This is a genomic window from Paenibacillus sp. P13VS, assembly GCF_015143645.1.
In the GTDB taxonomy this organism is placed as follows: Bacteria; Bacillota; Bacilli; order Paenibacillales; family Paenibacillaceae; genus Paenibacillus; species Paenibacillus xylanilyticus_A.
This window is the reverse complement of the sequence record NZ_WYEV01000001.1, coordinates 223,766-236,622: the sequence shown is the minus strand read 5'-3', so window position 1 is coordinate 236,622 and position 12,857 is coordinate 223,766. Positions and strand designations below refer to the sequence as shown.

General features: G+C 47.4%; 14 protein-coding genes. 8 read left to right on the top strand and 6 right to left on the bottom strand.

Features of this window, described 5'->3' with window-relative positions; all coding sequences use genetic code 11:
- Positions 1-73 precede the first annotated feature (73 nt).
- From GUA98_RS00980 to GUA98_RS00970, 3 genes are all read left to right on the top strand, one after another.
- Positions 74-925, top strand: a complete 852-nt coding sequence (locus tag GUA98_RS00980; protein WP_193721793.1) for a chemotaxis protein — start codon at positions 74-76, stop codon at positions 923-925.
- A gap of 42 nt (positions 926-967) precedes the next feature.
- Positions 968-1,228 (top strand): YkgJ family cysteine cluster protein, encoded by a 261-nt coding sequence (locus GUA98_RS00975; protein WP_095287548.1) that lies wholly within the window; start codon positions 968-970, stop codon positions 1,226-1,228.
- A 67-nt stretch (positions 1,229-1,295) separates the two neighbouring features.
- Positions 1,296-1,508: a hypothetical protein gene (locus tag GUA98_RS00970; RefSeq protein ID WP_193721792.1), complete on the top strand. Its 213-nt coding sequence runs from the start codon at positions 1,296-1,298 to the stop codon at positions 1,506-1,508.
- A 111-nt stretch (positions 1,509-1,619) separates the two neighbouring features.
- On the opposite strand, the gene GUA98_RS00965 is transcribed toward GUA98_RS00970, so the two are convergent.
- The 3 genes from GUA98_RS00965 to GUA98_RS00955 all read right to left on the bottom strand — a co-directional run bounded on the left by GUA98_RS00965 (position 1,620) and on the right by GUA98_RS00955 (position 4,999).
- A complete protein-coding gene (locus tag GUA98_RS00965) occupies positions 1,620-2,741 on the bottom strand; it encodes an AbrB family transcriptional regulator (protein ID WP_227779325.1) in 1,122 nt (373 codons plus the stop codon).
- A 163-nt stretch (positions 2,742-2,904) separates the two neighbouring features.
- Positions 2,905-4,233: an MFS transporter gene (locus GUA98_RS00960; protein WP_193721791.1), complete on the bottom strand. Its 1,329-nt coding sequence runs from the start codon at positions 4,231-4,233 to the stop codon at positions 2,905-2,907.
- Positions 4,234-4,309: 76 nt separating this feature from the next.
- On the bottom strand, positions 4,310-4,999 hold the full coding sequence (locus tag GUA98_RS00955) for an O-methyltransferase (RefSeq protein ID WP_193721790.1): 690 nt from the start codon (positions 4,997-4,999) through the stop codon (positions 4,310-4,312).
- A gap of 138 nt (positions 5,000-5,137) precedes the next feature.
- Between GUA98_RS00955 and GUA98_RS00950 the strand changes: the two genes are divergently transcribed.
- Positions 5,138-6,049: a LysR family transcriptional regulator gene (locus tag GUA98_RS00950; RefSeq protein WP_193721789.1), complete on the top strand. Its 912-nt coding sequence runs from the start codon at positions 5,138-5,140 to the stop codon at positions 6,047-6,049.
- A gap of 91 nt (positions 6,050-6,140) precedes the next feature.
- On the opposite strand, the gene GUA98_RS00945 is transcribed toward GUA98_RS00950, so the two are convergent.
- The gene (locus GUA98_RS00945) at positions 6,141-6,857 is read right to left on the bottom strand and encodes a YoaK family protein (protein WP_193721788.1); all 717 of its coding nucleotides are present in this window, start codon (positions 6,855-6,857) and stop codon (positions 6,141-6,143) included.
- 92 nt (positions 6,858-6,949) lie between these two features.
- Positions 6,950-7,822 (bottom strand): alpha/beta hydrolase family protein, encoded by an 873-nt coding sequence (locus GUA98_RS00940; RefSeq protein ID WP_227779323.1) that lies wholly within the window; start codon positions 7,820-7,822, stop codon positions 6,950-6,952.
- Positions 7,823-8,065: 243 nt separating this feature from the next.
- Between GUA98_RS00940 and GUA98_RS00935 the strand changes: the two genes are divergently transcribed.
- Both GUA98_RS00935 and GUA98_RS00930 read left to right on the top strand, forming a co-directional pair.
- Entirely contained in the window at positions 8,066-8,812 is a 747-nt protein-coding gene (locus GUA98_RS00935) for a GTP pyrophosphokinase family protein (protein WP_095287774.1), read from the top strand.
- Positions 8,813-8,854: 42 nt separating this feature from the next.
- Positions 8,855-10,081 (top strand): multidrug effflux MFS transporter, encoded by a 1,227-nt coding sequence (locus GUA98_RS00930; protein WP_193721787.1) that lies wholly within the window; start codon positions 8,855-8,857, stop codon positions 10,079-10,081.
- A 54-nt stretch (positions 10,082-10,135) separates the two neighbouring features.
- On the opposite strand, the gene GUA98_RS00925 is transcribed toward GUA98_RS00930, so the two are convergent.
- Entirely contained in the window at positions 10,136-10,726 is a 591-nt protein-coding gene (locus GUA98_RS00925; protein ID WP_193721786.1) for a hypothetical protein, read from the bottom strand.
- 249 nt (positions 10,727-10,975) lie between these two features.
- On the opposite strand from GUA98_RS00925, the gene GUA98_RS00920 reads away from it, so the two are divergent.
- Together GUA98_RS00920 and GUA98_RS00915 are read left to right on the top strand one after the other, a co-directional pair.
- Positions 10,976-11,977, top strand: a complete 1,002-nt coding sequence (locus GUA98_RS00920; RefSeq protein WP_321573817.1) for an iron-hydroxamate ABC transporter substrate-binding protein — start codon at positions 10,976-10,978, stop codon at positions 11,975-11,977.
- 166 nt (positions 11,978-12,143) lie between these two features.
- Positions 12,144-12,761: a flavin reductase family protein gene (locus GUA98_RS00915; RefSeq protein WP_193721813.1), complete on the top strand. Its 618-nt coding sequence runs from the start codon at positions 12,144-12,146 to the stop codon at positions 12,759-12,761.
- Positions 12,762-12,857 lie beyond the last annotated feature (96 nt).

Genomic DNA, 12,857 nt, shown 5'->3' with positions numbered 1-12,857 from the left:
TGCATGTTACGGATGAATTATTCATATGGTTCTGAGGAGAGTTCCTAGTGCGAAGAACGATAGGAGGAGAGCCATGACGCGTGTAGCAGTGATGGTTATACATGGACTGGGTATGCAAAAGGATGATTATGCGGATAAATTGATTTCACGTTTGCATAAGGAATTTGACCAAGTGATGGTCATGCGTGGAGCAGCGGAGAAATATTTGGACATTGAGCCGGTCTTCTGGGCGGATGTCTTTGAAGAGAGGGAAGAGGCGCTGTTCCAACAGCTGGTAAGCTCTCAGCAGTTGAATTATCAGGTGCTGCGCAGATTTGTGATCCACTATCTGGCGGATGCTGTCGCCTATCAGCCAGTTGAGCATCAAGGCCATAATTATGACGCTGTACACAGGACCCTCAACCGAGCCATGCATGTACTCGCACAGCGCAACGGTCCCGAAACTCCGCTCTGCGTGATTGCTCATAGCCTGGGTGCTGTCATTGCCAGTAATTTTTTTTATGATCTCCAGTTTCCATCGAGCCGCGTTCCATCGATCGTGGATGTAACCTCTGCATTGGAGCGGGGAGATACATTAACCAATTTCTATTCGTTTGGAACGACGCTGCCACTCTGGAGTCTACGTTATCATGACTTTAGCAGTCCGATTCAGGTACCTTCCTCCATGGCTGCACAGCAGTACTTTCCCGGGCTGGAGGGGGAATGGGTTAATTTTTATGATCGGGACGATATTCTCGGATATCCATTACGACCTATCGATCCGGCTTATGAAGCCGCGGTCAAGGAAGATATAGAAATTAACTCAGGTGGTTTGATTGGGAGCTGGAATCCACTCAGTCATGGGGGATACTTCGTCAATCGTGCCATGAACCGCAGGATTGCCCAAGGACTGGCACGTACCTGGACTTGGGTGAATCGTGAATGATATCTATGTATTAGGATACAACTGTTGGAAGGGGGAGTTACTTTGGAATGCAGGACAGGCTGTGCCGCATGTTGTATCGCCATATCCATCTCTTCACCGATACCAGGCATGGAAGATGGTAAACCGGCAGGTGTACGGTGCGTACAACTGACAGCCGATAATCGATGCAGCATCTTTGGTCATCCGGATCGTCCGGCTGTTTGCAGTGGATTACAGGCTTCGGTTGATATGTGTGGAGATTCGGATCAGGAGGCTTTTCATATTTTGAAACGATTGGAAGAAGAAACGAAACCCGGATTCTAACGTGAAGTTGTTTTATTGAAAAAGGGTAATTATACTTATTATGGAAGTTATATGAGTAGAGAGGAGCATGGGATTAATGCATCTGGTCAAACAATTTCTGGTCATGACAGCGAATATGATCGCTGAACTGTGGATGGGATTCTATCGACGAAACTCGGACTTCTATGATAAGCAAACTTCTGGATCGAAAAGTAAAACGCGCTATTATGTTTTTGTTATTACTTCTGCAGTGGTTGCAGTAGGTGTGGTCAGCTGGATGTATAATCGTATGTACTCATAAGTGTCTAAGAAGAATGAACCCTGTACGAAACAAGTTCAACGTGTAAAATCAAACCAAAGAGTATCCATGGATAACAACCAAGGGATACTCTTTTTTTGGTGTGCTTGTCCCTCAGGATCTGGAGGAATGAGCACGCTCTTCTTTATTCTTCAGCATGTGTGTGAGAAGCAGCTTTAGCACGGAGGATACAATGAAGAAAATAAAAAGGATCCTGAACAGCTGATAGCCTGACACCACGGACAAGTTGGCATTTACTTCATGAGCCATGATACTCATCTGATCCATTCCACCTGGCGCCATGCTTAGCAGGGAGGTAGCGGCTGAAAGAGAAAACAGCTGCATCAGTACATAACTTAACCCAAGCGAGCCCGCAATGAGGAGAACACTGCTGAGCACAGCGAGGGTAATGGTCTGTGTTTTGCGCTGTAGATGCTGAGGCCTTAGCATGAGACCCACATGACTGCCAATCATCAGCTGCGAAACATTCAGCAAGGAGGAAGGCAAGGGTGATATTTGCATGGTTGTAGTCAGATGAATGACACACATAACAATCATTGGCCCGAGCATAAACGCTGTAGGAAAACGAAGCTTACGAGCAGCCCAGGCACCAGCTATACAGAGCGGACCATAGAGTAGAATCTCCGGAAAGAGATTCATCCATGACGCAGCCTGGGCCGCTTGAGGATCAGCTGCAGCGCTCGCCGCACCGCCAATCCATGGACTGAACACCAGGAAAGGCACACAGAATACAATCAAGATCAACCGAGTCACTTGCAAGAAGGTGACCAGCGTCAGATTAATGGACTTCATTTCTTCCGCAAGCGATACCATTTGGGACAACCCGCCTGGAATACTACCGACCAGGAGAGAAGGGAAGTCAAAATCAGTCAGCTTGGATGCGATGTATGCGGTTAGCGTACATAATCCAATCAACAGCAGGGTCATGAGCAGCATCACGGGAAGCTGGTGGAGAATGCCCTGTAATGCATCTGCTGTCAGAGACAACCCGATCGAATAACCGACGATCAGAATCCCATAATCCCGGATGGATGTAGGCCACAGGAGCGGCAGTTTAACGACCTGAGATCCAAGCAGCATAAATACCATGGGGCCGAGCAGCCAGGGAATCGGGGTGTGGATAGCAGTGAACAGAAGTCCGCCGAGTACCGAGACGCACAGACTAAGAATGAACCGGTAAAAGGCGGAGGGACTGAGCTTATGCATCAGTTCCATCCGCTTGGTCTTTCTGCTGGATCAGGTTGTATCGATAGTAAGTATGAGTCTGAACTAAGAGTATGAACCATGTGTGATCACTCCTGATGATAAAATACGTCCTCTGAAAGTTCACTATTTATGGACGGACTACGACATGTTAAGCGAACTTGCTACAGCTTGATTAGTTTAACCGAACACGTGCTGAAGGTTTGGGTTCTTTAAACATCATATAGTACATCAGCGAGGAAATCACGTATAAACCGCCCGTAATACTAAACGTAATGGCGTATCCCCAGTACGTGCCGTATGTGGTTACGAGGTAGGATTGGACAGGCCCCATCGTTGCCCACCCAATCATAAATGCAGTTTGCATCAGGGAATTGGCAATTCCGCGACGCTTGTCGGAAACTCTGTCTACCAGAATGGCAGATTGAATCGGATTCGCTGCATTCATCAAAGCTTGTCTGAACAAAAAGCTGACCGAAGCAATGAAAAGTACGTTAGTGAAACCGGTCAACAACAAAAATGGAAGGGAAAACACCTGAAATAGGACTACAGCTCGGACACTTCCGACTTTGGCGGCAAGCGTCGGCCCGATGAGCATGGAGACGATCGTCATAATTTGTCCAAGCGAAATAAGTAAGCTCATCGCACTTAGCGAAACGGAAAAGCGGTTGGTAAAATACAAATTCAGGTAAGGGACAACCAGCCCGGAGCCGAACCCAATCAGTAATTGAGTAATAACAAACTGACCAATCAGTCGGGAGTCATTCTTTTTGTCCGGTAATTTCCCAGGCTGTTCGGTAGCAGGCAGATTTTTATCCTCAGAGGCAACCACCGCAGGAACCGCACCAGTAGTGACAGTCTGTGCGGGAGTTTTATCATCGGATACAAACAGCATCGGAATAAATGCGGCCAGAGTTGCTGCACCCCCAATGAACAATACGGTTTGCAGTCCAGTAACCTTGGCGATTCCCAGTGTGTGCAGAAGGTCGGCAAACACCCCACCGCCTAGACTTCCAAGCACCTGCGAGGCAAGCACAAGGGAGGAGTAGTAGCTGAACATCTTCAACCGCTGACTCTTCTTCACATTTTCGGCGAGAAAAGGAATGGCCAGGACCTGAAATACGCCTGCGAATAGTCCTGAAAATACAGCGAACCAGATCAGGCCGCTCGCCGAATAATCAAACGACCGGCCGATAAGAAAGATTCCGCTGAATAAAGCCCCTGCGATTAGCAGTCTTTTTCGGCTGAAACGATCACCACCAAGTCCGATAGGTACAAACATGATCGCTGTGGCTAACGATTGAATACTTACGATCTGGCCGTTCATTGTATCATTGTAGCCTAGACCCTGAATGTACAGATTGTACAAAACCGAGAACATGCCATTTCCGATCTGATACAGGATGCTTGCCAGAAAAAAGAGTTGAATATTTCGGGACCAACCCCGAATCTCAGCATGAATCTGTCGTAAAACTCTCAATTGTAATCCCCCAGTCGTTACCATTGCAGTGATTCCAGTGTAACAGGAAAGGGGGATTTGCGGAAGAATTGACCACTGTTTATTTTGTCATAAGACAGAATTACGCAATGACACGAGCGATGACCAATCCATCATACCCTTTGCTGCCTACCGTTTGCAGTGCAGTTGCTTCAAGACGAGGGTGATCGGCGATCAGCTTCAGGAACTGACGTACGCCCTGAACTCTGGGGTCTGCACTCTCTGCATGGATCACTTCGCCATCTCTGACGATGTTATCCCCGATAATCAGACTTCCCGGCCGGGACAGACGGAGCGCCCACCGGAGGTAATCGGGATTGCTCGGTTTGTCTGCATCAATGAAGATCAGATCAAAAGGCTCTCTGTAGTCTTCTTGAACGTCAGGAAGGGTTGTTAATGCAGGTCCAATTCTCAGATCAACCTTGTCGATCAGCCCGGCCTGCACCAGATTGGTGCGTGCGATTTCCGCATGATGTGGATCAGCTTCTAGCGTAACGACTTTTCCGTGCTCAGGCAGTGCTCTTGCCATCCAGATCGTGCTGTAGGCACCCAGCGTACCTATTTCAAGCACACGTGCTGATCCATGGATTTGAAGCAGCAGTTGAAGGAATTTACCTTGGTTAGGGGCAACATCATGGGCTGGCAATCCGGCTTCCGTGTTCCTGCGAAGCGTTTGTTCCAGCAGAGGATCCGAGGGAATAAGCAATTGATTCAAATAGTCGTCGACCTGACTCCAAGTGTGCTCAAGAGAAGAATGTTCAGTGTTTTTCATAAAGGCTTCTTCCTTTCCAAAAACGATAGTTTGAATTTCATAATTCAACTATAATGATTACAAATGTATAAATAAAATATATATAATATATGAAAACATAAATTAAACTTATGTATCGAAGACATAGGAGTGACGGAAATGAATTTGCACGGACTACGACTATTCCATGCCATCGTAAGATATGGCGGCGTTACCCGCGCCGCAGAAGAACTGAATATTAGCCAGCCTGCGGTCTCGTCACAGGTGAAGAAATTTGAACATGAGCTGGGCATTCGTTTATTTGTTTCAGAGGGTAGACGACTGGTGCTTACCGATGTGGGTGTGCAGTTAAAAGAATACGCAGAACGTCTGTTTTTGCTTGAACAGGATGTGGAAAACTTTGTGCAGGATATGCGGGAAGGGAAAAAAGGCATCATTCGATTAACGGCAACGTACTTGCCTTCTAATTTTTTGCTGCCTGGGTGGATTGCGAAGTTCAAGCAAACGCACGAAGATGTAGAACTTGTGGTCAGTACGACCAATACCCGGATGGCTTTTGATCAACTGCTGCGATATGAGGCTGAGATTGCCGTATACGGTGGAAGCGGAGTTACACATCAAGGGGTACATTGGGATGAATTGTTTGAGGATGACATGTGGTTTGTCGTGCATCCAGCGCATCCGTATGCGGATCGGGAAGTAGACTTGGCCCAGATGGTAGCAGAACCCTTCATCATGCGTGAAGAAGGCAGTGCGACGCGTGAGCGGCTAATCTCACTATGCAGTATGAACAACGTGGCTGCTCCTCGGATTGCGCTGCAGTTCAACGGGTTGAATGAAACGATCAGTGCGGTAAAGGCCGGTTACGGAGCCAATTTTATATCCTCATTGGTCGTAAAGGAAGATGTGCGTGAGGGCCGTCTTTCACGTGTATATGTCCGAGGAATTCATCTGAAAAATAAGATTGCCGTGTGTACCCGAGCTGGTGAGGTGTTATCACCTGCAGCGCAGCATCTGGTACAGCTAATTCGGAAGGAGGCATCCCGAATAACCGGAGATGGTAACCGATAAACGAATGGAGAATATCTGAAATGAATACTAATACTCCATGCCTCCCAGAATGTTTCGTATGAAGATTGACATGTCAGATCAAACTCGAATGTTAACGTTCTGCTGTACCATCTTGCTGATCGTTAAACCGGTCTAGGGCAAGCAAAGTCACGCCTCCAACCACGACAACAGGTATCCAGACCGCAATCATAGGAATGTTATGAAACATAAGCGCCGCGACAATGACACCAATCAGATAAATGATTACGGCAAACACCCGCAAGTACGAGTCATTGGATAAAGCCTTCATCAGTGAACCTATACTCGTGTGCCGGAGACGCTGCATAATGCTTACGGCATCTTCGACGACTGCGGCAAGATTGTTTGTCAGCACAGTGGTGGAGATCCCGGCGATACCGATCCGCCGTGCAGCTGTAGTCTGCATTCCCATAGCAGCAGCTAGTATGGCGATTAACAGATAGGCAAGCTGTTCTGAATAAGGGCTGACCATAACGATCGCGAATATCAGAAGCAGGATGCTTTCGACAACAAAAACACGGGTTACACGGGGTGACCATCCGTTTTTGGTATGGTTGGTACCGATCATGCGTGCGGCAATGGCATTGCCGGCAATGAAGCCCGCCAGAGCAATAAGGGAACGCAGCACGATAAACTCCTGCGCACGGGCTATCGCGATTCCAAGCAGTACGATATTGCCGGTCATATTCGCGGTAAGTACATGCCCCAGTCCCAGATATCCAATGACATCGACCATTCCGGCCGCTAGACATAGAAGCAGAAGTGAATACTTTTGCAGAGGTTGCTGCATGGTGAATCCGTCCTTTCAAGAAATGCTCAACCCCTCAAGTATACAGCATCATCTCATAAAATAAAGACGGTACGTTCACTTATGGTGTGGAATTAAGGTGAAGCAAGCCAATCAAACATGTTGTTTACCGCGGCTGCATGGATACGGTCATGGAACAAGTGATTCTGTCCCGCATAGGCATGAAAGGTCACTTCGATTCCTCTTCGCTTCAACCAATGATACATCCGGGTTCCATGACTATAGTTGACTTGAGTATCTTCTGTACCATGCATGATCAATACGGGACAGCGAAGCTTGGAGGCGGCAGCCAGCGGAGAACGGGCAAGATAGGCTTCGGGAACAGCACGGGGCGATCCGCCCAGAATCCGTTTCAATGTGCGTCTTAGGTCGGTTCGTTCCTGATATGTCCGTTCGACATCGGCAACTCCGCTCCACAACACAAGTTTATGTACATGGTGGGGGCCTTCGTTGAAAAAGGTAGCTGTATGCACGGCATTGATGGCCCCGCGGGAGAATCCCATAAGCGAAATACGCGAGGAATCGGCATATGGAAGTGCTTGTACTAGCCGGTATACGGCTCGCACGTCTTCAATATCATGTCCACCATACTCGTCCCGCCCTTCGCTGCCCTCATTCCCGCGATAGGAGGGAGCGAACACGATGTACCCTTTGTGCGCAAACTGCTCCACCCAGGCCGTTTTTACACCGCCATAGTTGCCAAAGCCTCCGCGACAATAGATAAGAACAGGCCAACTTTCTTGCTTAAGGTTATTGATTTGCGTTGGAGGATAACGAGTTGCCAGCAGCCGGAATTTCACATCATGTAATAAGTCCGTGCTGCATGCTTCAATATGTTCCTTCGTCTCTTGCTTGTGGCAAGAAGAAGAGATTATACAGCCTTCGGGCAGATACATATACGCTTTAACCCGGAATTCATTAGAGGAATAGGTCACTTGATACAGCAAAAAAAATCAGCCTCTTTCATGGTCAATAGATGTAGATATGACAAGGTATAGAGCATGGAATACCATGTAGCATGTGTCAAAAATCTGATCCCATACCTCTTGTTCATGCTAACTGCCCACGTGACACAAATTCGTTTATTGGCTCCATATGTTTTATAATGAATCAGAGACAGGTGCGGGCCGCCTGAATTCTTATATCTGTAAATTACTCAAGTGTGCATAAAAGAAAGGAAGAAAACGATGATGAACGCTCCACATCCGATTGACCAATTCAAGAAATTCAAATACGAAATTACCAGATTCATGATGATTTATAAATTTGCTCTCGATCAGATGGAAACCAAAATTGAAGTTTTAAAGGAAGAGTTTCAGTCCTTGCATGATTACAGCCCGATTGAGCATACGAAATCCAGGTTGAAGTCTCCCGAAAGTATCATGAACAAGATGTTTCGCAAAAATCACGAGCTGACCTTCGAAAGCATCAAGAAAAACATCAAGGACATTGCCGGCGTTCGTATCACATGCTCCTTTATCTCGGACATCTATCGGATCAAGGATATGCTGTGCAATCAAAGTGATCTGCGTGTGCTTGAAGTGAAGGACTATATCCAGAATCCGAAGCCCAATGGCTATCAAAGCTTGCACCTTTTGGTGGATGTGCCTGTTTATATGTCCAATGGTGAAGAGCGTGCCTGCGTTGAGATTCAGATCCGTACCATTGCCATGGATTTCTGGGCGAGCCTTGAACATAAAATCTTTTATAAATACAATAAGGACGTTCCTGAACGTCTGACCAAGGAATTAAAAAGTGCAGCAGATTCCGCCAATGCGCTTGATCAACAGATGGAGAGGCTTCATCGGGAGATACAAGAGATCAAGGATGCAGAGAATGAACGGGATGAGGAGGAGCTGCGCCGCATTATCATTAACAATCAGCAGTTTACACTGCCATCCAACCTGCTTCGGCTGCTTGGAGATGGAGAACACTAAGTAAACAGGAAACATCGTAAGGAAAGGAACAGTTTAATCCCTATGAATAGTTCATCAGCATCCTTAAATAACCAATCATCATCACGTGTGCGTATGGCATTAATATTGGGGACACTGTCGGCCTTCGGTCCGTTGTCCTTGGATATGTATCTGCCCGCACTGCCTACACTGGCTGAGAATTTCAATTCCTCTCCTTCGTATGCACAGCTCAGCTTAACAGCCTGTATGGTCGGGCTTGCTGCCGGGCAGCTGCTGGCAGGTCCCCTTAGTGATGTACGAGGACGTCGTACGCCGCTCATTGCAGGACTTGTGCTATATACGATTGCTTCTATACTATGTCTGGTGAGTCCGACAATGGGTTCTTTTGTTGTGCTGCGTTTTATTCAGGGGGCTGCAGGCGCAGCCGGAATTGTTATATCCCGGGCAGTGGTAAGAGATGTGTATTCGGGTCCGGAGTTAACCCGGTTCTTCTCCCTGCTGATGCTTATTAACGGGGTAGCGCCTATCGCAGCACCGATTATCGGTGGACAGCTGCTTGCTTATACTTCATGGCGTGGTGTCTTTATCTTATTAAGTCTTATTGGGGTGCTTACGTTACTGGCCGTTATTTTTGGACTTGGAGAGACCCTGCCGTCCGAACGAAGATCCAGCGGAGGGTTGAAGCAGACTCTGGTCACATTCCGGCAGATCGCAGCGGACCGTCTGTTCATGGGATATGCATTGACTCAAGGATTTGTAGCAGCGGGAATGTTTGCGTACATATCGGGTTCACCATTTGTACTGCAAAAGATTTACGGCGTCTCTCCGCAAATGTTCAGTATCTGCTTCGCCGTTAATGGTCTCGGAATCATTCTGGCAAGCCAGATTGCTGGTAGATTGGCGGGGAAAGTGTCCGAAACGCGTTTGCTCATAGCAGGCCTCGTGGCCGCTGCTGTGGGAGGCACATCTCTGCTCATTGCGATCCTAATGGGAGGCAATCTGATCTCCATCCTGGTTCCGTTATTTCTTGTCGTTTCCAGTGTAGGTCTCGTCAACACGGCTTCCTTCGCGCTGGCCATGGCTAACCAGGAGAAGTCAGCTGGCAGTGCCTCTGCACTTATCGGGGTCATGACATTCCTGTTTGGCGGGATCGTAGCTCCCCTCGTCGGTTTGGGAGGAGAGGGAACCGCCGTACCAATGGGGATCGTTATCGCATGTGCGGATCTTGGTGCCTTACTGATCTATTTGGTTATGGTCGGTAAGCGTGGGCACCCTCAGCAGACCCAATAAACAATTTAAGTGCCCCATTCGAAGCTCAATACTTCGGGTGGGGCGCTTTGTGTGCTAGCAAAGAGCGAACAAGATTTGTGTATTAAGCAGAATGCCAGGGGTCAGGAACGGATAGAAGTAACCGACGACAAAACCAAAGATATTAGTGACAGGCCACATAAGAAAGACGTCATTGGTTGTGAATACAAGGGACCACCGGTTGTAACAGAAATTCGGCAGTACACGCTGATTCTGATCCCTTGGGGCAGTTACGCCTGTTTGGGCGAATTGCACAGCCTGGGTCAAATTCTGTGGTTGCTGCTGGATAAACAATGGCAGAAGACCGGGGCTGCTTTTGATCAGATTATATAGAAATACCATCTCAGCTGGTGGCTGCCCAACCGGACGTGGATAGGCGCTTAACAAGGTGGGCAGATTGCCTTGCGACAACTGTGCGGGAACGCCTGGAACCGTACCTTGGCCTCCTCCTGGAAAGAACGGCGGCTGTCCGCCGGTGGTTCCACCTGGAAAGTATGGGGGAAACGATCCCTGTCCACCGGGGATTCCTTGAATAGGCTGCCCTCCCTGGCTGCCACCCGGGAATAATGGAAATTGAACAGAGCGGTCTTCTCCGTAACCTGCATAAGTATGATTGATGTAATCCATCTATGAACATCCTTCCTGTCGTCATATTCTGAAAACATCATATGGCGGCATTCGCCCAAAGGTGAATGGAGCACGAGATAATGAACGTGGTAATGGTAAAACCGGATTGACAACTCAGTTGATAACAATTATCATTGTCAATGGAAATGGACAAGTACATACAGGGATTATATACCGAAGGGTATAGGGCTCTTTTACATTGCCATACCAGCTCATATTGAGGTGTTCATCATGAAAGGGGATAATCACGTGTTGAAGAACAATAGAAAAGGGATCATGCTGCTAATCACGATTATGGTCATGTCATTGTGGCTGGCTGCATGCGGAACGAAATCTGCAGATAATGGAACTGCAGCAGGAGAGACGAATACAACATCGGAGACGGAGACACAGACAGAAGCTCCAACAGAACGCACTGTAAAAGATGCACAGGGTCATGATGTGACGATTCCAGCTAATCCACAGCGCATTATCGCTTCCTATCTGGAAGATCATCTGGTAACACTTGGCGTTAAGCCAGCTGCTCAGTGGTCAGCACGTGATGGCAGCAGTGTGCAGGATTATCTTCAAGGAACTCTGAATGGAGTCCCTACTATTGCAAGCGAACTTCCTTTTGAAGCTGTTGCCAGCTTCTCGCCGGATCTAATCATTATGGGTTCGGAGAGTACAGTAGAAGGGGAGAAGTACGAACAATACAATAAAATTGCCCCAACGTATGTACTTGGTGATGATGTGAACAAGGATTGGCGTCAGGCCCTATTGAAAATAGGTGAGCTGTTGAACAAATCAGATGAAGCTCAAAAAGCGCTTGACGATTATGATGCAAAAGCAAAAGAAATTAAGGAAAAGGTGGCTGCCGCAACAGGTGGTACGAAAACTGCAGCAGCACTCTGGCTCTTCAATAACAAGTTTTATGTGGTTAGTAACAATGTCTCCAGTGGTGAAGTCATGTACAATGAGCTCGGACTGCAGCAGCCAGAAGTTGTGAAGGAAATATCGGCAAAAGCAACAGGGAACTGGTCCGAGGTTTCCTTGGAAAGAATCGCAGATATGAATGCTGACTATCTCTTCCTGGTTAACAGTGATAAGGGAACAGGAGCAGAAGCGTTGAAGGATGCAGTCTGGCAAAGTATTCCTGCTGTGAAAAACGGAGAAGTATACGAGTTTGAGAGCACAAGCAGCTGGTTGTATAGCGGAGTGCAAGCAAACACGCAAATTCTGGAAGATATCCAGAAGAGCATTGTTAAATAAATGAAATGGCACATGATATGTGCTGCATATCATCTTACAACTCTCTGGTGTCCATGGGCATCAGAGAGTTTTTTGTTTTTTTAGTATGACCCGATATATACTTACGAAGTAACAGTGTCCGTAGGGGAACCATCCGTTCCCGATTAAGAAAGGGGATAGGTCGATGATGTATACATTGAATCCAAATGATCTGACGAGCAGGGATAATTATAAATTAATGAGTGGTTCGGTCGTTCCGCGACCGATTGCTTTTGTGACAACCATTTCAGAGGACGGCAGCGTCGTGAATGCAGCTCCGTTCAGTTTCTTTAATGTCGTTAGCTCCGATCCGCCACTGTTGTCCATTTCTATTAACCGTAAGGATGGAGTGATGAAAGATACCGCCCGCAATGCGATTACAGGGCAAGAGCTGGTCGTACATATCTGCGATGAATCGATTGTTAACGATATGAACGAGACAGCAGCACTGCTTGAGCCGCATGAGAGCGAGCTGGAGCGAACCAGCCTGACCACGGTGCCCAGTTCAGTTGTGGCGGTTCCCGGAATACAGGAACTGATCCGCATGGAATGCCGTCTGTATCAGCATATTCCGGTGTCTAATGACGAAGGAAAACCTGTAACGGATCTGCTTCTCGTTCGCATCGTACAGTATCACTTTAATGAAAAAGTGTATGACCCCGCGCATCACTACATTTTGATGGATCATCTTAAGCCTGTAAGCCGGCTTGCGGGCAATGATTACGCTAAACTTGGTGAGCGATTTACGGTAGTTCGGCCTGTATAAGGTATTCACTTGGTGATTCACTTTTCATCTTTTCATATGGGATCCCTCATGTTAATTATCTAAATCGATTAATCAAGACGGACAACCTGTGCGAAC

Bases quoted from the DNA above. Each gene is read 5' to 3' on its own strand.
- GUA98_RS00935 (WP_095287774.1), top strand. From the start codon at position 8,066: ATGAACGCTCCACATCCGATTGACCAATTCAAGAAATTCAAATACGAA.
- GUA98_RS00945 (WP_193721788.1), bottom strand. From the start codon at position 6,857: ATGCAGCAACCTCTGCAAAAGTATTCACTTCTGCTTCTATGTCTAGCG.
- GUA98_RS00955 (WP_193721790.1), bottom strand. From the start codon at position 4,999: ATGAAAAACACTGAACATTCTTCTCTTGAGCACACTTGGAGTCAGGTC.
- GUA98_RS00925 (WP_193721786.1), bottom strand. From the start codon at position 10,726: ATGGATTACATCAATCATACTTATGCAGGTTACGGAGAAGACCGCTCT.
- GUA98_RS00960 (WP_193721791.1), bottom strand. From the start codon at position 4,233: ATGGTAACGACTGGGGGATTACAATTGAGAGTTTTACGACAGATTCAT.
- GUA98_RS00970 (WP_193721792.1), top strand. From the start codon at position 1,296: ATGGGATTAATGCATCTGGTCAAACAATTTCTGGTCATGACAGCGAAT.
- GUA98_RS00930 (WP_193721787.1), top strand. From the start codon at position 8,855: ATGAATAGTTCATCAGCATCCTTAAATAACCAATCATCATCACGTGTG.
- GUA98_RS00965 (WP_227779325.1), bottom strand. From the start codon at position 2,741: ATGGAACTGATGCATAAGCTCAGTCCCTCCGCCTTTTACCGGTTCATT.
- GUA98_RS00980 (WP_193721793.1), top strand. From the start codon at position 74: ATGACGCGTGTAGCAGTGATGGTTATACATGGACTGGGTATGCAAAAG.
- GUA98_RS00915 (WP_193721813.1), top strand. From the start codon at position 12,144: ATGTATACATTGAATCCAAATGATCTGACGAGCAGGGATAATTATAAA.
- GUA98_RS00950 (WP_193721789.1), top strand. From the start codon at position 5,138: ATGAATTTGCACGGACTACGACTATTCCATGCCATCGTAAGATATGGC.